This is a genomic window from Desulfobaculum xiamenense (assembly GCF_011927665.1).
Lineage (GTDB): Bacteria > Desulfobacterota > Desulfovibrionia > Desulfovibrionales > Desulfovibrionaceae > Desulfobaculum > Desulfobaculum xiamenense.
The window spans coordinates 1033247-1054777 of sequence record NZ_JAATJA010000001.1 but is presented as its reverse complement, the minus strand read 5'-3'; the positions used below and the strand labels follow the sequence as shown (position 1 = coordinate 1054777).

General features: G+C 64.2%; 18 protein-coding genes and 2 tRNA genes. 14 read left to right on the top strand and 6 right to left on the bottom strand.

The window, feature by feature from the left end:
- Positions 1 to 134 precede the first annotated feature (134 nt).
- Positions 135 to 572 (top strand): RrF2 family transcriptional regulator, encoded by a 438-nt coding sequence (locus GGQ74_RS04740; protein ID WP_167940365.1) that lies wholly within the window; start codon positions 135 to 137, stop codon positions 570 to 572.
- A 349-nt stretch (positions 573 to 921) separates the two neighbouring features.
- On the opposite strand, the gene GGQ74_RS04735 is transcribed toward GGQ74_RS04740, so the two are convergent.
- Positions 922 to 1617, bottom strand: a complete 696-nt coding sequence (locus tag GGQ74_RS04735; RefSeq protein ID WP_167940364.1) for a metal-dependent hydrolase — start codon at positions 1615 to 1617, stop codon at positions 922 to 924.
- Between the two features lie 35 nt (positions 1618 to 1652).
- Entirely contained in the window at positions 1653 to 2246 is a 594-nt protein-coding gene (locus GGQ74_RS04730; protein ID WP_167940363.1) for a UbiX family flavin prenyltransferase, read from the bottom strand.
- A gap of 22 nt (positions 2247 to 2268) precedes the next feature.
- On the opposite strand from GGQ74_RS04730, the gene GGQ74_RS04725 reads away from it, so the two are divergent.
- On the top strand, positions 2269 to 2406 hold the full coding sequence (locus GGQ74_RS04725) for a hypothetical protein (protein WP_167940362.1): 138 nt from the start codon (positions 2269 to 2271) through the stop codon (positions 2404 to 2406).
- A 122-nt stretch (positions 2407 to 2528) separates the two neighbouring features.
- A tRNA-Arg gene (locus GGQ74_RS04720) sits at positions 2529 to 2605 on the top strand.
- A 219-nt stretch (positions 2606 to 2824) separates the two neighbouring features.
- On the opposite strand, the gene GGQ74_RS04715 is transcribed toward GGQ74_RS04720, so the two are convergent.
- Positions 2825 to 4243 (bottom strand): sigma-54-dependent transcriptional regulator, encoded by a 1419-nt coding sequence (locus GGQ74_RS04715; protein ID WP_167940361.1) that lies wholly within the window; start codon positions 4241 to 4243, stop codon positions 2825 to 2827.
- 570 nt (positions 4244 to 4813) lie between these two features.
- Between GGQ74_RS04715 and GGQ74_RS04710 the strand changes: the two genes are divergently transcribed.
- The 9 genes from GGQ74_RS04710 to GGQ74_RS04670 all read left to right on the top strand — a co-directional run bounded on the left by GGQ74_RS04710 (position 4814) and on the right by GGQ74_RS04670 (position 16053).
- Positions 4814 to 5086 (top strand): transposase, encoded by a 273-nt coding sequence (locus GGQ74_RS04710; protein ID WP_167940360.1) that lies wholly within the window; start codon positions 4814 to 4816, stop codon positions 5084 to 5086.
- Between the two features lie 18 nt (positions 5087 to 5104).
- A complete protein-coding gene (locus GGQ74_RS04705) occupies positions 5105 to 7123 on the top strand; it encodes a CoB--CoM heterodisulfide reductase iron-sulfur subunit A family protein (protein ID WP_167940359.1) in 2019 nt (672 codons plus the stop codon).
- Between the two features lie 11 nt (positions 7124 to 7134).
- On the top strand, positions 7135 to 7560 hold the full coding sequence (locus tag GGQ74_RS04700; RefSeq protein WP_167940358.1) for a hydrogenase iron-sulfur subunit: 426 nt from the start codon (positions 7135 to 7137) through the stop codon (positions 7558 to 7560).
- Between the two features lie 24 nt (positions 7561 to 7584).
- Entirely contained in the window at positions 7585 to 8736 is a 1152-nt protein-coding gene (locus GGQ74_RS04695; protein WP_167940357.1) for a 4Fe-4S dicluster domain-containing protein, read from the top strand.
- 5 nt (positions 8737 to 8741) lie between these two features.
- Positions 8742 to 12185: a 4Fe-4S binding protein gene (locus GGQ74_RS04690; protein WP_167940356.1), complete on the top strand. Its 3444-nt coding sequence runs from the start codon at positions 8742 to 8744 to the stop codon at positions 12183 to 12185.
- 16 nt (positions 12186 to 12201) lie between these two features.
- Positions 12202 to 12765 (top strand): 4Fe-4S dicluster domain-containing protein, encoded by a 564-nt coding sequence (locus GGQ74_RS04685; RefSeq protein ID WP_167940355.1) that lies wholly within the window; start codon positions 12202 to 12204, stop codon positions 12763 to 12765.
- On the top strand, positions 12762 to 13688 hold the full coding sequence (locus GGQ74_RS04680; RefSeq protein WP_167940354.1) for a CoB--CoM heterodisulfide reductase iron-sulfur subunit B family protein: 927 nt from the start codon (positions 12762 to 12764) through the stop codon (positions 13686 to 13688). Before GGQ74_RS04685 ends, GGQ74_RS04680 begins: the two co-directional genes overlap by 4 nt.
- Before the next feature lie 23 nt (positions 13689 to 13711).
- Positions 13712 to 14620, top strand: coding sequence for a universal stress protein (locus GGQ74_RS04675; RefSeq protein WP_167940353.1), 909 nt, complete (start codon positions 13712 to 13714; stop codon positions 14618 to 14620).
- Positions 14621 to 14727: 107 nt separating this feature from the next.
- Positions 14728 to 16053 (top strand): (Fe-S)-binding protein, encoded by a 1326-nt coding sequence (locus GGQ74_RS04670; RefSeq protein WP_167940352.1) that lies wholly within the window; start codon positions 14728 to 14730, stop codon positions 16051 to 16053.
- A 31-nt stretch (positions 16054 to 16084) separates the two neighbouring features.
- Here the strand turns inward: GGQ74_RS04670 and GGQ74_RS04665 are convergent, their stop codons facing one another.
- Positions 16085 to 16648 (bottom strand): class I SAM-dependent methyltransferase, encoded by a 564-nt coding sequence (locus GGQ74_RS04665; RefSeq protein ID WP_167940351.1) that lies wholly within the window; start codon positions 16646 to 16648, stop codon positions 16085 to 16087.
- A gap of 294 nt (positions 16649 to 16942) precedes the next feature.
- Between GGQ74_RS04665 and GGQ74_RS04660 the strand changes: the two genes are divergently transcribed.
- Positions 16943 to 17019: transfer RNA gene (locus GGQ74_RS04660), tRNA-Asp, on the top strand.
- A 155-nt stretch (positions 17020 to 17174) separates the two neighbouring features.
- Here GGQ74_RS04660 and GGQ74_RS04655 read toward each other — a convergent pair.
- Both GGQ74_RS04655 and GGQ74_RS04650 read right to left on the bottom strand, forming a co-directional pair.
- Positions 17175 to 17519, bottom strand: coding sequence for a hypothetical protein (locus GGQ74_RS04655; protein WP_167940350.1), 345 nt, complete (start codon positions 17517 to 17519; stop codon positions 17175 to 17177).
- Positions 17520 to 17537: 18 nt separating this feature from the next.
- On the bottom strand, positions 17538 to 19190 hold the full coding sequence (locus tag GGQ74_RS04650) for a hydantoinase/oxoprolinase N-terminal domain-containing protein (protein ID WP_167940349.1): 1653 nt from the start codon (positions 19188 to 19190) through the stop codon (positions 17538 to 17540).
- Between the two features lie 402 nt (positions 19191 to 19592).
- Here GGQ74_RS04650 and speA point away from each other — a divergent pair, with 402 nt between their 5' ends.
- A complete protein-coding gene (speA, locus tag GGQ74_RS04645; RefSeq protein ID WP_167940348.1) occupies positions 19593 to 21515 on the top strand; it encodes a biosynthetic arginine decarboxylase in 1923 nt (640 codons plus the stop codon).
- Positions 21516 to 21531: the final 16 nt, after the last annotated feature.

The following is a 21531-nucleotide window of genomic DNA, read 5'->3' as shown; positions in this document are numbered from 1 at the left end:
GCGTGTGCGGGCAGGCGGGCGTGGCGTTGCCGAGAGGGGGCTTCTCTTGACGGCGAATCCGGATTACTTTAATCGGGAACGCAACGCATCACAGGAATGGCCGCTTTGGTCATTACCATAAGAGAGACGACACAATGAAGCTTTCAGCCCGTTCCCGCTACGCCACGCGCCTTCTGCTCGATCTCGCTTCGCACATGGGAGAGGGGCCGCTTCGGGCCTCGCTCCTATCCGAGCATACCGGCATTTCCGTACAGTTCATCGAGCAGATCATCAAGCCGCTCAAGAAGGCGCGCCTCGTCTCCAGCACTCGCGGGGCGACTGGGGGGCACACTCTGGCCGTTGGGCCCGAGGACATTACCCTCGCGCGCATCGTGGACATCATGGAAGATGGCATCAACCTCACGAAGTGCTGCGCCGAGCCGGACAGTTGTGAGCGCTCCGCCGAGTGCCGCACACGCAACGCATGGCTCAACGCCTCGCGCGCTCTGCGTGATGGGCTGGCGGCCATCACTCTTGCGGACCTCATGAATTCCCCGGTGTCCAAGGAAACCATCCTGTCGGACGAGGACTGACGGGAATGTGCTGGCGTACAGCGGTTGTTTTTCTGATTTTGGGAGGCTATCCCGTCAGCGCTTGACAGTGCGACTGTACTTTTGTATCTGGACTTAAACAATCTGGATTGATTTTGTCCGCTTTATCCTGCGCTGGTTGGCCATTGCCTCCAGCTTCGGCGCGGCGGACAGGTTGGAGCAATCTGCGGATGATTTCCCTCTTCCATGCCGCAGTCCGCAACAGCCATGCCTCCTGAAAACCGGCACGCAACAGCCCTGCGTGCCGGTTTCTTCTTTCGGTCCGCATGAAGAGGCAACGGGCGGCTGCGCCATGCGCAGTCGCCCGTTTTTGTGTGTCGGTCGTGTCGGATCAGTCGAGGGCGAGGGGCGTGCCGATGTCCGCGCGCAGCAGGCGGGTGCCGGGCGCGGTGGCGGCGAGGGCCTTGGCGAATGCGGCCGTGTTTTGCTCCAGCACTGGGAAGGTGCCCCAGTGCATGGGCAGCACGCTGCGGCAGCGCAACAGCTTGCAGGCGAGGGCGGCCTGTGCCGGGTCCATGGTGAAGACGCTGCCGATGGGCAACAGGGCGAGGTCGATGTCGCGCAGTTGCCCCCACAGCTCCATGCTGGCGAAGATGCCGGTGTCTCCGGCGTGGTAGATCGTGAAGCCGTTTTCAAGGGTGATGATGTACCCTGCGGGCGCGCCGGATTCCGAGGTGTGGAAGGCCTGCGTCATGGTGATGTCGATGCCCTTGAGGGTGATGGTGCCGCCGATGTTCATCCCGATGCCGTTGGCGATCTGCCCGGCGGGGACGCCCGCGTCGCGGAGCTTTTCGGCTGTGCCTACGATGGCGACGAGCTGTGCGCCGGTGCGGGTGCAGATATCCACCGCGCTGCCGACGTGGTCGCCGTGGTCGTGGGTGATGAGCACGAGGTCCGCCGAGTCGATGGCTGCGGCGCGGATGGGGCTGGTGGGGTTCCCGTCGAAGAACGGGTCCACGAGGATGGTCGCGCCGGGAGTTTGTATCTTGAAATTGGCATGGCCGTACCATGTGAGCGTGTTCGTCATGGACTGTCTCCTTGTGTCGTGCGTTGCGCCAGTCGTCAGCCTTCCCAGCGGCCGGACAGCGCGTGCGGGACGTTGAGCATGTCGAGCACGCGTCCGCAGAACTGGTTGACCAGCTCCTGCACGGATTGCGGTTGCAGGTAGAAACCGGGGCAGGGCGGCATGATGATGGCCCCGGCCTGTTCGGCGCGTAGCATGTTTTCGATGTGGATGCGGCCAAGCGGCGTTTCCCGCGTGACCAGCACCAGTCTGCGGCGTTCCTTGAGGGTGACGTCCGCGGCGCGGTGGATGAGGTTGGTCCCCACGCCCGAGGCGATAGCCGCAAGCGTGGCCATGGAGCACGGGCAGACGATCATGCCGTCGTGCCGCCACGATCCGCTGGCCGGGCCTGCGCCGATGTCGTCCTGCGTGTAGGCGCGATGGGCATGGGCGGTGATGGCCTCCACGCCTGCGCCGGTTTCGAGTTCGAGGACTTTTCCTGCCGCGTTGGAGACGATGCAGTGCAGTTCGATGTCTGGACGCTCGCCAAGGGCGCGGGCCAGCGTGGCGGCATAGGGCATGCCGCTGGCTCCGGTCACGGCGAGGACGATGCGCCGGGGCGCGGCGGTGTTGTGCTGCGAAATGTTCGACATCCGTGAAGATTAGCATCGGCCTGTGCGGATTGACAAGGCGGGCTGGTGGGGCCGGGCGGTGGGCGGCGCGGCGGAGTTGGCGCATGGAGGCGGCGCGTTGCGCAGCGAGACGGTGACGCCGGGAGCGTGGCACCACCGCAGGACCGCGCTGCATTCGTGAGCGTCCTCTTCATGCGGCAGGCGTTGGAAATTCGCGCTTGGCCCGTATCCGAAATCCCGTGAAAATTGAAAAATGCCGCTTGACAACACAGGCCCCCGAGGCATACTAACTCCTCCTTCTGTGGGCAATTAGCTCAGTTGGATAGAGCGCTAGCCTCCGGAGCTAGAGGCCGCAGGTTCGATTCCTGCATTGCCCACCACCCACGGAATGCAAGGGGTCGCGGTTATACGCCGCGACCCCTTTTTCATTTTGGCGATTTGCCAGTCACAGCAGCCCACGGTCATGCGCAATGACCGTGGGCTTTCTTGTCGTTGCGGAGGCTATGGAACGCATTGGGGGCGCTGACCATCCGGCAGAGCGCCGGGCGGCGGAACTCGTCGTGCTCGAATCCTTTGGTGAGCCGGGGTGTGCGCGTGTTTCAGCGTGCCTTGCGGTGCCTCGGCACGCCGTAGGTCTTCATGAGTGCGTACAGGCGGGCGCGGGACAGGCCGGAGAGGGCGCAGGCGGCCTTGATGTTGCCCTGCGAGACGTCCATCAGGCTCGTCAGGTAGCGGGTTTCCATTTCCGCGATCTGCTGGTCCCGGTAGGTGCCGTGGGATGGGAAGCTGGCGGGGTCCGCCGCGAGCGGCGAGCAGCCGTCCGGCGCGGTCTGCCCCTTTTCGAGGGAGCGCCGCGCCACCTGCGCGCGAAGGGTGCGCGGGAGATGACGCGGGATGAGGATGGGTTCCGTACCGGCCATGGTCAGCGCCTGTTCCACGGTGTTCATGAGCTCGCGGATGTTGCCGGGCCAGTCGTAGAGCATGAGCGCTTCGAGGAAATCGGGGGAGATGCCCTTGATGGGCAGCTTGTGGCGCTTTGCGTGCTGCGCGACGAAGTGGCTGGTGAGGTCGCTCATGTCCTCGGGGATGGTGCGCAGCGGGGGCAGGGTGATGTGCATGCCGCGTAGTCTGAAGAACAGGTCCTGCCGGAAGGCTCCCGCCTTGGACATGGTTTCGAGGTCGCGATTGGTGGCGGCGACGAGGCGGAAGTTGCTGGTTATCTCCTGTGCTCCGCCCACGGGCCGAAAGCTGCGCCCCTCCAGCACCCGCAGGAAGACCTTCTGAATGGATGGTGCCAGTTCGCCCACCTCGTCCAGAAAGAGCGTCCCGCCGTCAGCCTGCCGAACCAGCCCGACGGTCCTGTTCTCCGCGTTGGTGAAGGCCCCCTTCTCGTGCCCGAAGAGGATGCTTTCCACCAGCGTGTCCGGGAGCGCCGCGCAATCCACGACGACGAATGGCCGCGTCGCCCTGCGGCTGTTGAGGTGGATGGCGCGGGCGAACAACTCTTTTCCCGTGCCGGTTTCCCCGATGAGCAGGATGTTCGATTCCGCCGCCGCCGCGCGGGCCACGTCATCAAGGCAGGCGAGCAGGGCGCGGCTGTTGCCGACGATGCCGCAGCGCCGAAGGGAAATGGGTGCACCGGTGGCCGTGCATTGGGCGTGATAGTCCATGACGCGCTGGAGCAGGGCCAGAACGCGTTGCAGGCTGAGCGGTTTGGTCAGGTAGTTCCATGCGCCCTTGAGGATTGCGGATTCTGCGGCGTCCGGATTGATGTCGTCTGAAATGACGAGCACTTCGGGGCGGGAGGGGATGTCGCGGATTTCAGGCAGGAATGCGAGGTGTTTGCCGTCCGGGAGGTTGTTGCCAAGCAGGACGGCCTTGTAGCTGCCGGTATGCAGCCGTGCCATGGCCTTCGACATGGTCTGGCAGTGGTCCGCGGGCATTCCCCGCGCGGCGAGGCGTGCGGACAGGTCTTCGGCGAATCGGGTGTCACCGTCGATGATGAGGACGTCGGGCATGTGTTCTCCGGCTTCGAGTGGTGGGCATCAAGAATAGCACGCCGTTGCGGCCTTGTGTCAATGCGGGAATATCCCGAGATTCCGGTGGGTAGTGGCTGCGGCGTTAAGGCGGGCCGAAAAGTGTCTTGCGGAGCGGGACGATTTCGGCGCTACCCTGTCGTGAAAGCACGAATTAGATTGCGCGCGCAATTTGCTTTGCGGCCGTGAGAATCTTCGGCGGGAGACGTTCGGCTGCGGAATCCGTCTTGACCTGCAAGACTCGTCTTGCCCGGCTGGATGCCTTGCGGGCGTCGCATGCGCCATGCGGGGGACGCCGGGAGTGGGCGAAGGGGCGCATCTGTCGGCCAGCAGTGCGTATTCTCCTTTTGGAACGCTTCTTGTTCTGGGGACAAGGTGACGGGACCGAAGCGCCGGGTAGTGGCCGATCCGCAATGGAATGTCCGGAAACTCGATGGGCTGCGGAGGCGCAGGGCGCATATCCCGGACGGGCGCGGGACGCGGCCGTCACCTTGTCACCTCGGCGGGGAAAGGGAGAGGGGAGACGGATTCAGGACCGAGGAGGCCCGGATCATGAGGCGCAAGTGGGATGCGAGGACCAAAGCGAGGGTCGTTCTCGCGGGACTGATGGGCGGCTGCGTGACCGACATCTGCCGCGAGAACGGCATTCGGCCCGGTCTGTACTACAAGTGGCGCGGGCAGTTTCTCGAAAAGGCCCACACGCTTTTCGAGCAGGACCAGCGCCCGCAGACCCCGGCGGAATTGGAAGCGGAAAATGCCCGGTTGAAGAGGCTTGTGGGCCAGCTCACGCTGGAGCTGGACCGGGATGGCGGATCGGGCCGGTAGCGCGAGGGAGGACATGTCATGGGCAACAAGATTGGCGTCTATGTCTGTCATTGCGGAACGAATATCGCTGGCAAGGTGGACTGCGAGCACGTGGCCAAGTACGCTGGCGGGCTACGCGATGTAGTCGTTGCGCGGGATTACCAGTTCATGTGTTCGGACCCTGGGCAGGACATGATCATTCGTGACATCCGGGATTACGGCCTGAACCGGGTCGTCGTGGCATCCTGCTCGCCGAGGTTGCACGAAAAGACGTTCCAGAAGGCCTGCCAGCGCGGCGGGCTTAATCCCTACCTCATGCAGCATTGCTGCATTCGCGAGCACTGCTCGTGGGTGACGGCCGATCGTGGCGAGGCCACGGCCAAGGCCCGGCGCATCGTCGAGGCGTCCGTCAACCGGGTGGGGCGGCACAGGGAGCTCTTCACGCGGGACGTGGACGTGCTGCCGGATGTGATGGTCGTGGGCGCGGGTATCGCTGGAATTCAGGCCGCGCTGGACATCGCGCGTTCCGGACACCGGGTGCATCTGGTGGAGCAGGGGCCGTCCATTGGCGGGCACATGGCCCAGTTCGACAAGACCTTCCCCACCCTCGACTGCGCGGCGTGCATTTCCACCCCCAAGATGGTGGCCGTGGCGCAGGAGCCGAATATCAACCTCTTGACGTGGAGCGAGGTCGTCGACGTTTCCGGCTTCGTGGGAAACTACACGGTGACGGTGCTGCGCAAGGCCCGCTACGTGAACGAGGATGTGTGCACGGGCTGCGGCACCTGCCTTGAGAAGTGTCCCACCAAGGTGCTGAGCGATTTCGAGGAGAAGCTCGCCTTCCGCAAGGCCATCTACCGCAACTCCCCGCAGGCTGTGCCCAATACCCCGGTCATCGACGCGGCGCACTGCAAGATGATCACGAAGGGGAAGTGCGGAATCTGTCAGAAGGTCTGCCCTACCGGGGCCATCGACTACAACGCCGTGGAGCGGCGCGAGGTCTATCACGTGGGTAGCGTCGTGCTGGCCACGGGCTACGACACCATGGACCCCACCGTCATGTCCGAATACGGCTTCGGGCGCTTCGAGGAGGTCTACACGGCCTTGCAGTTCGAGCGCCTGAACAATGCCGTAGGGCCGACTGGCGGGCGCATCCTCATGAAGAACGGCCAGCCGCCGGAAAGCGTGGCCATCATCCATTGCGTGGGCAGCCGCGATAAGAATTACCATGAGTACTGCTCGCGCACTTGCTGCATGTACGCCCTGAAGTACGACCATCTCATCAAGGACAAGGTCGGCCACCACGCCCGCGTCTACAATTTCTACATCGACATGCGCTGCTTCGGTAAGGGTTACGAGGAATTCTACCGCCGCGTGCAGGAGGAGGGTGTCACCTTCATCCGTGGGCGTCCGGCCGAGGTGGTGCGCGAGGATGGGCATCTCGTCGTCGTTGGCGAGGATACGCTACTCGGCATGCGCGTGCGGGTTCCCGTGGACATGGTGGTGCTGTGCACGGCCATGGAGCCGCGTCGCAACGCGCAGGACGTGGCCCGCGTGTTCGGCGTCTCGCAGGGGCAGGACGGCTTCTTCCTTGAGGAGCATCCGAAGCTCGGGCCGGTGTCCACGGCCACGGATGGCGTGTTTCTGGCCGGAAGCTGTCAGGGACCGAAGGACATTCCGGACGCCGTGTCCCACGCATCGGGCGGCGCGGCGCAGGCGCTGGCGCTGGCGGCGAGGGGGCATGTGTCCATCTCGCCGACGACATCATACATCGACCCCGAGGTTTGCATCGGGTGCAAGGTTTGCATCGGACTGTGTCCGTACTCGGCCATCGAGTTCGACGAGCGCCGCAAGGTGTCCGTCATCAACGAGGCCATGTGCAAGGGCTGCGGCAGCTGCGCGGGGTACTGCCCGAGCGGTGCCGCGCAGATCAAGCACTTCCGTGAGTCGCAGGTCTTCGACGAGATCGACGGCCTGCTTGGCATGCACGCGCCCGAAGGCCCGTGCGGGGAGTCCGCCGAATCGTCCGCCAATGTTCAGGCCGGTGAGCCTGCGTGAGGGAGGAAGCCATGAAGACCGAGTTCGAACCGACCATTCTCGCCTTTGTCTGCAACTGGTGCACGTACACGGCCGCCGACCTCGCGGGGACGTCACGCATGGTGCAGCAGCCCAACGTGCGGCTGGTGCGCATGATGTGCACGGGCATGGTGGACCCCAAGTATGTCATCAAGGCGCTGTTGTCCGGCGCGGACGGCGTGCTCATCAGCGGCTGCCACCCCGGCGACTGCCACTACATGAACGGCAACTACAAGGCTCGGCGCAGGGTGCGCCTGCTCAAGGAGATATTGCCGCTGTTCGGCATCGAGGAGGGGCGGGTGAAGCTGACGTGGGTGGGAGCAAGCGAAGGCAACGAGTTCGCGGCCACCGTGAACAACTTCATCAATGAGATTCGGGAAATCGGCCCCATGGAGGCCCGCTCCATGGCTATCGTCTAGCCTCGGAAAAGGGAGGGAACGGACATGGCGACCACGGTGAGGATCGAGGCTGCGGATGGTGGCGTTCTCCGGGGCATGCAGGATTTCCTCGGTAGGCTGCTCGCTTCGGGCAAGGTGGGTGGAGTGGTGGTGCCCGTGCACCTGTTCGGCAAGGGCATGCCCATGCCCACGCTGGTCACCGATCCCGAGGGGCTGGGCCGTGCCGATCCGCTGGCCCCGGCCTTTCCGCTCAACGGCGCGAAGCTCGTCTCGCGGCTGACGCGGGGCCGTTCTGGCGAGAAGATCGCGGCGGTTATGCGTCCGTGCGAGATCCGGGCCTTCGTGGAGCTGGTGAAGCTCAATCAGGGCTCCATGGACGACGTGTACATCATCGGCGTGGACTGTCACGGCGCGTTTTCCAATACGGATTACCCCCGTTTCGTGGGTGAGGCCGATCCCATGGCCGCCACAGCGACCTTCCTCGATGCGCGGGCAAAGGGCGCGCCCGGCGAGGGCGTGGACATCGCCCGCGCCTGTGCGGTGTGCGAGCACCCCGTTCCTCTCGGGGCGGACCTCGTCGTCGCCGTCTTCGGGGCGGACATTCGCGATCATGTTCCGCTCATGGCGGCCAGCCCGCGTGGTGAGGCGCTGCTCACCGGCCTTGGGCTGGCCGAGGGAAGCGAAAATCCGCAGCGTGCGGGATTTATCGAGAAGCTCGTGGCCGAGCGCATGGCCAACCTCGAACGGATGTACGCCGAAACGCTGGAGTCCACATCCTCGCTTGAAGGGCTGGCCCAGCACCTTTCGGCCTGCGTCAACTGCTACAACTGTCGTGTGGCCTGCCCGGTCTGCTACTGCAAGGAATGCGTGTTCAACACCGACGTGTTCGAGCACCAGCCGTGGCAGTACATGGGCTGGGCCAAGCGTAAGGGCAGCCTGAAGCTGCCTACCGATACGGTCTTCTATCACCTGACGCGCATGGCGCACATGAGTACCGCCTGCGTGGGCTGCGGCCAGTGCTCCAACGCCTGCCCCAACGGGGTGCACGTCATGGAGCTGTTCCGCACCGTTGCGGCCCGCACGCAGGCCAGCTTCGACTATGTGCCCGGGCGGAGTCTCGACGAGGCACCGCCGCTGTCCGTGTTCAAGGAGGACGAGTTCCAGGAGACCGTCTCCCACCTCGCCCATGGAGGGTGAACGTCATGAGGAAGCAATACGGAGCATTGGTAGTCGGGGCGGGCATCGGCGGAATCCGCGCCGCGCTGGACCTCGCCGTGTCCGGGCACAAGGTGGCGCTCGTGGATAGACGGCCCAATCACGGCGGCATTCTGGCCCAGCTTGATCACCAGTTCCCGTCGGACCACTGCGGCATGTGTCGGATGCTGCCGCTCATGTCGCGTGATTCGTCCAGCCAGTTCTGCCTGCGCAAGGGGCTGTTCCACGACAACATCGACATCATGCTGTCCACCGAGGTCGCGGCTCTTGACGGCGAACCGGGCAAGTTCTTTGTGACGCTCAACAAGCGTTCGACACTCATCGATCCGGCCAAGTGCGTGAGCTGCGGCAAGTGCGCCGAGGTGTGCCCCGTGCGCGTGCCGAGCGAGTTCAACGCCGGGCTGACCGAACGCACGGCCGCATATCTGCCCGTGCCGCACGCCATCCCGAACCACTACGTCATCGATCTCGACAACTGTCAGCGCTGCTGGAAGTGTCATGACGCCTGCCCCACTGGGGCCATCGACTTCCGCTTCGGCGAGCGGGAGGACTTTCATATCCTCGTGGCCGACTCTGACCCGGCGGTGGCCGAGTTCGTGCGCTCATCCCTCGCCGAGAAGGACCTGCGCTTCACGGTGTCCGACGTGGATTCCGGAGCGGGGGCCGTGGATTTGCTGGTGGCGGACGAGCGCATCGGGCTGCTGCTCATGGGCGACAATCTCGAAGATATGCACTCCGAGCGTCTGCTTGCCCGTAGTCAGGAGGTGCGCCCCGGCTTGCCCGTTGCTGTGCTGATCGACGCTGGGCGCGCGGACAAGGGCGCGGACCTCGTCATGCAGGGCGCGCACGACTTCCGCGAGAAGCCGCTCGTAGCCAAGGATTTCGTGCCGTGGCTGGATAAGCTCTACATGCGCGTCGTCTCCGACGAGAAGGTGGAGTTGGCCGTGGGCGCGGTGATCCTTGCGGGCGGGTTCGAGTGCTACAACCCGCGTATGGACCATTTCGGCGGCGAGGACGTGTGGAGCTACGGACACCCCGGTGTGCTGACCGCCGTGGAGTTTGAGCGACTGTTGAGCGGAACAGGTCCCACCGGCGGCAAGCTCCGCCGCCCGCGCGATGGCGGCGAGGTGCGCAGCATCGCGTGGATTCAGTGCGTCGGCTCGCGCGACGTGCGCAAGAACGCGGACTTCTGCTCCTCGGTGTGCTGCATGTTCTCGCTCAAGGAAGCCGTTTTGGCCCGCAAGGCCACCGGGGGCGCGGTGGAGACGAGCATCTTCTACATGGACCTTCGGACCTACGGGAAGGAGTTCGAGCGCTACCGTAGGCGCGCCGTGAACGAGATGGGCGTGCGCCTTGTGCGCAGTCGGCCGCATTCGCTCATGCCCGCCGACGACGGGCCGGGGGTGGTTCTCTCCTACATGGATGACGACGGCGTCCTGCACGACGAGGTCTTCGACATGGTGGTGCTGGCCGCTGGCGCGCGTCCGCCGCAGGGCATGGGTAGGCTGGCCGGCGCCGTGGGCATCGACACCAACGACTGGGGCTTCTGCGAGGTGCAGCCCTACGCGCCGGAGCGGACCAGCCGGGTCGGCGTGTTTGCGGCGGGGGCCTTCGGCGAACCGCGCGATATTTCGGAATCCGTCATTCAGGCGGGTGCGGCCGCACAGGCGGCGTCGCGCATCATCAAGGCCTACGACGTGGGCGCAGGGGTGGAATGCGCGCCCGAAGCGGACTATCCGGACGTGTCCCGCGAACCGTCGCGCACCTTTGTGGCCCTGTGTGACTCTTGCCCCACGCTCAAGGCGCGGGTGGATGTGAAGGCCCTGTGCGAGCATCTGGGCCATGTGCATTCCGTGTGCGACGTGGTGACCGTGGGGCAGGCCTGCACCGAGCAGGGCTGGGGCGAAATCCGCAAGCTGGTGAGCGAGCGCTCGCCGAACCGCGTGCTGGTGGGAGCCTGCCTGCCCTATGCCTACATTCCGCGTCTCAAGGAACTTGGGCGCACCATCGGCGTGAGTCCGGCCCTCATGGATGTCGTGGACATCTACAGCCCCACCTTTGGGGAGAACGGCACCAAGGGCGAGGCCGCGAGCCGGGAGATATACGCCTCCCTCGCATCGGCCATCGCGCGGTTGCAGGGGCGCGACCCCACGCCACCAGCGGTGACGGTGGACGTGGCGCGTTCGGCCCTCGTGGTCGGCGGCGGGCTTGGCGGAATGACGGCGGCCATGTCCATCGCCGATCAGGGCTACGGCGTGGCGCTGGTGGAGGCCGAGGAGAACCTTGGCGGCATGGCCATGCGGCTGCACGTGCAACTCGACGGCTCGGACCCGCGCAAGTTCATGGAAGACCTCATCGGACAGGTGGAGAAGCACCCGAACATCCGTGTGTTCAAGGAGTCGCGGGTGGTTCTCTCCCGTGGGAGCGCAGGGCGCTTCCGTTCCGCCATCGCCGGACCCGGCGGGGTGTATTCGCTGGAGCACGGGGTAACCATTCTCGCCACGGGCGGGCACGAGGCCAAGGTCTACGATAGCGGCCTGTGCGTCCACAAGACCGTGATGACGCATTTGGAGTTCGAGGAGCGTTTGGCCACCGGCGTCATCGACGCGGGTGCGCTTGGGACCGTGGCCATGATCCAGTGCTTCCGCTCGCGTGACGAGAATCGGGACTACTGTAGCCGCGTGTGCTGCCCCGAGATGCTCAAGAACGTGCTGACCTTGAAGGCACGCAATCCGAATCTGCAGATCTATGTCTTCTATCGCGACATCATGGCCCACGGGTTCATGGAGACGTACTACACGCAGGCGCGTAGGGCTGGGGCCGTCTTCATCCGTTACGACGTGGAGCACAAGCCGCAGGTGACCTTCGTGGAGGGGCGGCCCGTGATCACGGCGCTTGATCCCGTCCTCGGTGCCGAGGTGCACATCGAGGCTGACGTGCTTTCGCTGTCGAGCGGGGTGGAACCCAACGAGGTTGAGGACCTCGTCGAGATATTCGGCGTGGAAACCAATCATGACGGATTCTTCCAGGAGGCGGATTCCAAGTGGCGGCCCGTGGACTTCCTGAAGCAGGGCATCTTCATGTGTGGGCTGGCCCATTCGCCCCGGCGCATGTCCGAGACGGTGGCCTCGGCCAAGGCCTCGGCCCAGCGCGCCCTGCGCATCCTCGGTGCCGAGCGCATCGCCCGCGAGTCCGTGGTGGCCACGGTGCGCGACACGCTGTGCTCGCGCTGCGGCATGTGCGTGTCCGCCTGCCCCTACGGTGCGCGGACCCTCGATCTGGAAGCGGATCGGGTGCTGGTGGACGAGATACTGTGTCAGGGCTGCGGTGCGTGCGCGGCCGTGTGTCCCAACAGCGCCACGGTGCTTACCGGATTCCACGACGGGCCGATGATGGCGGTCATCGACGCCGCCCTTGAGGAACCCGCCTGACAAAGGATGGTGCGAGATGAATCGGACAGCCAGACAGACGTGGAGTCCCGGTCGGGACGACGGGGCGCTGGCCGAACTGCGGGGGATGGTGCAGGCCTGCATGCAGTGCGGAACCTGTACGGCCTCGTGCCCCAATGCCTTCGCCATGGACGTCACCCCGCGGCAGATGTGGCGCATGATCCAATTCGGCATGCTCGACAGGATTCTGGACAGCCGGACCTACTGGTTCTGCTCGTCCTGCTATGCGTGCACGCTACGCTGTCCGCGCGGGCTGCGCCTCACTAGCGCCATGGCCGCGCTCAAGCGCCTCGCGGCGGAGCGGGGCGGGGCGGTCGGTCGTGGCAACGGCGCGTTCTACGCGGCCTTCATGGACAATGTGGAGAAGTACGGACGGGCGCAGGAGGCCCTGCTCATGCAGGAGTACTTCATCCGTAAGAAGGATCCTCTTCTGCCCCTGAGCTTTGCCGGGCTTGGGCTGCGCATGCTCGGCAAGGGCAGGCTGCACATGCCGAAGCTCGCACGCAAGCCCACTCTGCGCGCAATCTTCGCCAAGGCGAGGGAAATCGGGGGTGCGTCATGAAGTACGCATATTATCCGGGCTGTTCCCTGAGCGAAAGCGCCAAGGAGTTCGATGTCTCGTTTCGGGCGGTCATGGAGCGCCTTGGGCTCGCGTTCGAGGAGATACCGGACTGGACGTGCTGCGGGGCGAGCGCTGCGGAGTCCGTGGACGCGGTCATGAACCATGCGCTTCCGGCGCGCAACCTTGCGCTGGTGGAGCGAGATATGGGCGGGGTTGATGTGGTGGCCCCGTGCAGTGCGTGCTATCTTAATCTGCTCAAGGTCAATCGCGAGGTCGTCGGCAACAGGCCCCTCTCCGCCCGCGTCAACGAGGCGCTGGGCGCGGCGGGATTGAGCTACGGGGGACAGGTGCGGGTGCGCCATCTGCTGGATGTGCTGCTGAACGACGTGGGTGCGCAGGCCATTGCCGAGCGGGTGACGAATCCGCTGGAGGGCATGCCCGTGGCGGCCTACTACGGGTGCCAGATTCTGCGCCCCTATCCCGTCTTCGACGACCCGAACCGGCCTACGTCCATGGAGCCGGTGCTCGGCGCGCTGGGGGCGACGGTGCACGAGTGGGATATGGGCGGGCGCTGCTGCGGCGCGTCGCTCATGGCCACGCATCGGGACGTGGCCATCGAGTCCGTGGCAGCGATTCTCGCGGCGGCGGCGGGGGCCGAGGCCATCGTCACGGTCTGCCCGCTGTGTCAGATGAATCTTGAGGCCTATCAGGCGCAGGCGGTGAGGCGCGGCGGACGCGAAGTGCCGATCCTATACCTGACGCAGCTCATGGGGCTGGCCTTCGGCATGGGGCAGGAGGCCATGATGTTGCAGGGGAATCTGTCCGTGACCGGTCATTTCCGTTCGCGGCTGGAGACGAAGCCCTGGCGATCGAAGGATGCTGCCGGGGATTCCGTCGAGGACTCTGCCGCGGCGGAACAGTAAACGGGAAACAAAGGGGGTTTGTCATGTTCAAGGACATCATCGTAGGCGTGACGCCCACCGGTATCGACCAGTGCGCGGTCAGGGCCGCAGTCGAGTTCGCGAAGCAGTTCGAGGCCAAGCTGTATGTCTCCCATGTGGCCGGAATGGATCAGGGCTGGGGCTCCATCGAGACACTCGCGCCCTCCGGCGAGACCGAGAAGCTGCGGGAGCGCATCGTCGAGATGTATGGCGAGCTTGTCTCCGCGGTGCCCGAGGCGCAGGTGTCCGTGGTGGCGGGCATTCCGCACAACGAATTGCTGCGTCTGGCGCGGACGAAGAATGCGGACCTCATCGTCATGGGGCCGCATACTAAGGAATACGAGGAGAAGCGCTCGAAGATGTGGGGCATGGCCGGCAGCACCCTCGAACGCGTGAGTCAGAAGGCGCGTTGTCCGGTCATGATCGTGCACCGCGATGTGGCGCTCAAGGAGCCGCTGTTCGAGAACATCCTCGTGGCCACGGACTTCTCCGAGCAGTCCGAGTGCGCAGTGCATTATGGCGGCCAGATGGCCCGCCAGTACAAGGCGAAGCTGACGGTCATGAACGTGCTCGATCCCGCCGAGGGCGGGAGCGTCGAGGACGGCCGTGCGAAGCTCGAAAAGCGTTACGGCGAGCGTCTGTACGGCATTGACTCCTTCCATTTCGAGGCCTGCGAAGGCACTCCGGCCATGGAGATTCTGCGGGTGGCGCAGCAGATGGGCGCGGACCTCATCATCATGGCGCACCATTCGAAGGAGATGGACCCCGAGAAGGCGTTTCTCGGTTCCACGGTGACGCAGGTCGCCCTGAATTCGACATGCCCGACCATGAGCGTCAACCGCCACTTCGACCTGCGGTGCGGGTTGATGTACGACCAGACGGGCGCGGCGGTGCAGGTGGAGGTTGATGCGTGAGTGCGTCCCGGCGTCGTGCGGTGCCGGGTGAACCGAATCAATGCGAGGCTCCGGATGGGCGAAGGCGCATCCGGAGCCGAGGGGGGGCGTCCTCCGAGGAGCGGGCCATGAGTGCGGTCGCTGTCACACCGAAGGTCATGGACCCGGAAATCCGGGACTTTCTGAACAAGTACGACTTCAGCTCGTGCATGACCTGCGGCACCTGTTCCAACGGGTGCCCCATCACGGGCACGCCGGGCATGGAAGGCTGGGATACGCGCCGGGTCATGCGCATGCTCGCCTATGGCATGGTGGACGAGATCGTCCAGTCGAATTTCCCGTGGCTGTGCACGGGGTGCGGGCGTTGCGCCTACTCCTGCCCCATGGGCATCGACATCCCTGCGGTGATGATGCACATGAAGAGCCTGCGGGAGCGGGACAAAGTTCCGGGAACCCTGCACAAGGGCATGCAGAACAATCTGGATACCGGCAACAACCTCGCCATCGCCCTGGATGACTATCTCACCGGCATGGCCGAACTGGGCGAGGAACTGGCCGAGGAGTGTCCGGGGTTCTACGTTCCGGTGGACAAGCAGGGTGCGGATTTCCTGTTCTTCCCCAATTCCAAGGAAGTTTACGGCGATTTTGAGGACCAGTTCTGGTGGTGGAAGGTGTTCTATGCCGCGCGGGAGAACTGGACGGTGCCTTCCGTGGGTTGGGAGGCCGTGGACTGGGCGCTGTTCACCGGCAATTACGCGGGGAACAAGGCGCTGGCCAAGCGCAAGATCGAGTACATGCAGAAGCACGGCATCGGCCGCATGATCATGCCTGACTGTGGCGGCGGTTCCTACGGCTGCCGCAAGGGCTTGGAGACTTGCGTCATGGAGGACCCGAACAACGAGGTCGGGTACATGTATCTCTATGACTATCTCGCGCAGGTCATCCGGGACGGGCGCGTGCGGCTGGACAAGTCCGTGAATGCCGGCAAACGCTTCGCGTTTCATGACTCGTGCAAGCATGGGCGCGAGCTGGAGAGGCATTTTGGTAAGGCCTTCTACGAGGAGCCACGCTGGATCATCCGCCAGTGCGTGGACGACTACGTGGACCTGCAACCCAATAGGGGGCTTAACTACTGCTGCGGTGCGGGCGGCGGCATGTGGCCCATGCCCTTCGAAAAGGAATCCGCGTGGCACGCGCGCCACAAGTATGCCCAGATCAAACGCAGCGGGGCCGACGTCATCGTGGTGGGCTGTTCCAACTGCCGTGACCAGATCATGAAGCGTATCCCCAAGTTCTATACGGATTACAAGTATGAGGTGAAGTACATCTGGCAGCTCGTGGCCGAGACACTCGTCGTTGAGCCGTGGCCGGATGACATGATCGAGAAGGCCAAGGCAGAGGCCGAAGCGCAGTGGAAGCGCTTCGGCGTGGATACCTCGGGCGGTGAGTATTGATGGAGGGCTGGCGGCGTTGATTGCGGCGGGGTCAGCCGCGCTCGGCCACGAGGAAGTTGTTCATGCCGCACTGGAAGTAGCGGTGGCGCAGAATGGTCAGCCCTGCCTGACGCTCGATGAGGTCGTGGAGGTCTTCGCGGTTGTAGTAGCGTTTGTGGTCGAGGATTTCCTCGCGGCTCACGATGCCGAGCCTGAAGGCGAGAAATTCGAGGACGGGCTGGGCGTGGCGGCTTGGGACGGTGAGAATTAGCCTGCCGCCCGGCCTGAGCACCCGATTGATTTCGCGTACGATTTCGAGCGGATGTGCGAGATGTTCCAGCACAGCCAGCATGGTGACGGCATCGAATCGTTCATCCTCGAAGGGGAGTTCGGTTTGGAGGCGCAGACGGCGGGTGCGGATTTTTCCGTGATCGATTTCCGGCACCTTGAAGTCGAGCCCCCAGCCTTCGCGAATGTGCGGTTCGGCGGCGCATAGGAAGCCGTGGGTCGTGCCGCAGCCGATGTCCAGCAGGCGGCATGCGTCGATGCCGCGAATGACGGACATGACGGGACGCATCCTCAGATCGCGAAGGAGTGGTTCGAGAATGGGCTGCATGCTCGCTCCGGTGATGTGCTGGCGGTGTGTGTGGACGGCGTGTCGTGCGCGGAAGTGGCACGACATCATGCTGTAATGAATACGTCATGCGTGTGGTACTGTCCAGTTACGTTCTGAGCGGTGCTGTGGCGTGGGACGTTGCGAGGGGCGGCCGTCGTCTCGAGGAGGAGCGAATCCTGTGCCACTGGTGGTTTTCCGGTGGGCAGCTGGGAGAAAATGGCGCGCTGGGCATTGACATCCAAGGATAAATGATTCATTGTCACTTTCGACGTCGCGTTGTCGATGTCCCAATGCGGAGCCGTAGTTAAGTCGGTTATAACGCTGGCCTGTCACGCCAGAGGCCGCGAGTTCGAGTCTCGTCGGCTCCGCCATGAAAGTATGAAGGGCTGCACAATCCATGTGCGGCCCTTCTTTTTTGTTTTGGCCGAGCGGGGGGCGTGGTGCCCCGCTCGGCTGACGGTTCGGGAAAATGAAGCGCCCCGGCGACATGGTCGCCGGGGCGCTTGTTTTTGCGGACGGTGCGCGGCTAGGCGCCAAGCACGTCGAGGGGGTCCTTCTCGCTGGTTTCGGCGAAGAAGAAGTCCTTGTCGAAGGGGCCGAAGTCGCCGGTTTCCGCCACGCGCTCGAAGAAGTTGAGGCGGGTGTAGCGGCGGCAACGCTCGGGCGTGACGCGATTTTTCACGTAGAAGTCGAACTTGGGCATGGAGTGGCTGGATGCCGTAAGGTCGATGACGCGGTCGGCGAATTCGCACCACGCGTGGGTGCGCCATGCGCCGTCGCGGAATATCCAGCCGTGCACGACCTCGGTTTCAGGATTTTCGCTGGCGGCTTCGAGGCAGGACTCGAAAGCGGTCGGTTTGCGATCGAACATGATGTGGTCCTCCGGTTGTCAGGCCGTTTCGGCCTTTGCGGCGAGAAGCGCTGCGCCCAGCGCGTTGCCCACCTCGAAGTGTTTGGGAAAAAGGATGTCGGTGTGCAGGCGCTCGGCCACCTGCGGCAGCAACAGCCGTGCGGGCGCGCCGATGCCCACGATGGGAATCGATAGCGATGCCTCGAATTTGACGAGGGAGAAGGCGTCCTTGCGGGTGATGAAGTCTGCCATGCCGCCGTCAACCTCGCGGCGGACGATGTGGTCGAGTATGGCGTTTTCGATCTTGTGGCGGGCCTTGGCGAGCACTTCGCGGCAGAAGGCCTCGACATCGGAGCCGTGGCGCTCGGACAGCACGCGCGCGCCGCGCACTGCGCGGTCCCTGTCGCCGAGTTCGAGCTCGTCGAGGACGTGCAGCGCATCCGTGGGCGTGAAGCCTATTTCGGCGGCCTTCTGCGAGCGAACGAGCTTGGCCAGATGGGCCGTGAGGGTGATGTCGCCCATGGAGGTCAGTCGCATCAGCTCGCCGTAGGGCGTGGGGCCGTTTTCGGCTAGGCACGACAGCACGGGGTCCGAGGCGATTTCCTCTTCAGTCGCCACGCGGTCAAGCGTGATGAGGCGCGAGGCGTCGTCCGCGCCGAGCCATAATTCCGGATCGGGTATGTTTCCGGCCATGCACAGGGGCAGCACGCGCGCCGGGCCTACGGAGAGCATCCCGGAGCGGGACAGGCGGACCTGACTGTCTCCGCCGATGCCCACAGTGAACATTTCCACGGCCTCGACGTGGGTTTCCCATTCGCCGATGCGGCTACCGCCCTTGCGGATGGTGGGCCTGCCGCCCTGAATGAGGGTGACGTCTGTGGTGGTGCCGCCCACGTCCACGACGAGGGCTTCCCCGCCGGGGGCGAAGCTTGTGCCGAAATATGCCGTGGCCGCAGGGCCGCTGGCGAAGGTGTCCGCCGCGCGGCGTACGGAGTCGTCGATGCTCATGGGCGTGGCGTCGCCGCGGACCACGCTGACCGGGCAGGTGAGTCCGTGCTGTGCCATGGCGCTCGACACGCCGTCGATGAACTGCTTCATGACGGGCATGAGCCGGGCGTGGAGCACGGTGGTGGCTGCGCGTTCGCGGATGCCCGCGCGGCCGCTGACCTCGTGCGAGCAGAAGACGGGCTTGGGGTCGACGAGGCTGATGGCCTTGGCCGCGACGAGCTCGTGCGCGGGGTTGGCGAAGCTCATGGCTGCGCTGACGGCGTAGGCGTCCACCTGACCGCGCAGGCTTCCCACGCCATCCACGATGGCTTCGATGTCGAGCGGGTCCTCCTCCGCGCCGGTGATGGTGTGCCCGCCGCGCGCGTACTGCACGGAGACGACCGGGAGATCAATGGCCTTGGCGAGGCCGATGACGAAGAGGCCCACGCGCGCGCCTTTGTCCTCCACGACGGCATTGGTGGCCAGCGTGGTGGAGACGGAGACGAAGGCGACGTCCGTGGCGGGGACGGAACTGTCCTCCATGATCTTCCCAAGAGCCTGTGCAAGGCCTATGCTGAGATCTCTGTGCGTGGTGGGCGTCTTCGCCGAGGCGACGACGCGGCCCGATGCCCGTTCGAGAAGCACCGCGTCCGTGTAGGTTCCGCCGGTGTCGATGCCGATTGCGTAGGCTTTCTGGTCGATCATTGCAGCTTCCTTTGCCGGGTGATTTTGGGGTGGTGTCCCGGCCCATGGTGCAGGTAGAGTTGATAATGCCCAAGTCGCGCATTGGCAACAGGCAGATCGTGAAAAATCGGCCAAGGTCGGGGCGGCGCGGGTTGCGAAGCCTGCGGGGCCAAGGTTCGCCGTGATGCCGCGGTCCGTGGATTTTTCTGGTCGCGGCGGGCGGAATCGGGTAAGGGGAAATGCAGGCATTTCAGGAGGGTATTTTTCACATTGACTTGCTGCAATAAAACCAATAATAGGCGCGCTCCATCATATCGGGCCACCAACAGGGCGCACCCGCTTTCCGATGAGGAGGGGCGGGGGCTGTGCTCTGCCTCGGCTTTTTTCCCGAAAGCTTCCGATGGGCAAGGAGGGTGCTGCAAGATGGCCAAGAAGCCTTTGCTTGAGCAGTGGAACGCTACCCATTCTGCCGACCTGTACGGCATTAACAGCTGGGGTAGCGGTTATTTCGGAGTGTCCGAAAATGGCGATGTCGTCATTACCCCGTTTGCCGAAAACGGCCCCGCCGTTTCAATCCCCGACGTCATAAAGGGTCTGCAGGATCGCGGCATGGATTTGCCGGTGCTCCTTCGGGTCGAAAACATTTTGGACGCGCAGATTACCGTTCTGCACGACTGCTTCCGTGCTGCCATCCGCGAGTTCGGCTATCAGGGCGAATTCCGCGGCGTGTTCCCCATCAAGGTGAACCAGCAGGAGCAGGTGGTGGAGAAGATCGCCCAGTACGGTCAGCGCCACCATCACGGCCTCGAGGTCGGCAGCAAGGCCGAGCTCATCGCGGCCCTTTCCTACCTGAACGATCACGAGGCGTGCATCGTCTGCAACGGCTACAAGGACGCCGAATTTGTCGATCTTGCCCTGTATGGGACCAAGATGGGCTACAAGTGCATCCTCGTGCTGGAGATGCCGAGCGAACTGCCGCTCATCCTCGCCCGTTCCAAGGTTCTTGGCGTGCGTCCGCTCATCGGCGTGCGCATCAAGCTGTCCTCGCGCGCGGGCGGTCACTGGACCGAGTCCGGCGGCGATCTGTCCATCTTCGGCCTGTCCACGGCCGAGGTGGTCGACGCCCTCGACCTGCTGCGCAAGGAAGACATGCTCGATTGCATGCGCCTTTTGCATTTCCACCTCGGCTCGCAGATTCCCAACATCCGCGACATCCGCGAAGCGCTACGCGAGGCGTGCCGCGTGTACGCCGGTCTCGTGGACGAAGGCGCGGCCATGGGCTACCTCGACCTCGGCGGCGGCCTTGCCGTCGACTACGACGGATCGCACACCAATTTCCTGTCCAGCCGCAACTACACGCTGAGCGAGTACTGCGCGGACATCGTGGAAACGGTGATGAGCATCCTCGACGAGCGCGAGATTGCGCACCCGCACATCATCACCGAGTCCGGCCGCGCCACCGTGGCCTACTACTCCGTGCTGCTGTTCAACATCCTCGACGCCAGCCGTCTTGAGGATCGCGCACTGCCCGTGGATCTGCCCGAGGATTGCCCGGAGCCGACGGAGAATCTGCTTGAGGTGTACAACTCCATCTCGCTCAAGAATCTCCAGGAGTGCTACAACGACGCCATCTACTACCGCGACGAAATCCGCCAGATGTTCCGCCTTGGCAACTGCACCCTGCGCGAGCGCGGCGTGGCCGAGACGATCTTCTGGGCCATCATCAAGGAAATCGCGCAGCGCGTCGACGAGGTGAAGCGTCCCACCGTGGAGCTTGCCGGCATTCAGGATTCCCTCGCCAGCATCTACTACGCGAACATGAGCGTGTTCCAGTCCCTGCCGGATTCGTGGGCCATTGACCACCTGTTCCCGGTCATGCCGGTGCACAGGCTCAAGGAACAGCCCACCGAGAAGGTCGTGCTCGCGGACATCACCTGCGACTGCGACGGCAAGCTGGACCGCTTCATCGACCCGCGCGGCGTGAAGCGCACCCTCGACCTGCACGAGTTGAAGAACGGCGATCCGTACTACCTCGGCGCATTTCTCGTGGGCGCGTATCAGGAGACGCTGGGCGACCTGCACAACCTCTTCGGAGACACCAACGTCGCCTCCATCCATATCAACGAGGATGGTTCCTTCGACTTCGTGCGCGAGCTCGATGGCGACTCCGTGGCGGACGTGCTTTCCTACGTCGAGTACGATCCCAAGATGGTGTTGGAGCGCTTCCGCAACGTGGCGGAGCAGGGCGTCCGCGAGGGACGCATCTCCCCGCAGGATCGCTACTCCATCATGAAGGCCTTCGAGAACGGCCTGCGTGGATACACTTACCTGAACGGCTTGCGATAGCCGCTTCCCTGAAGGA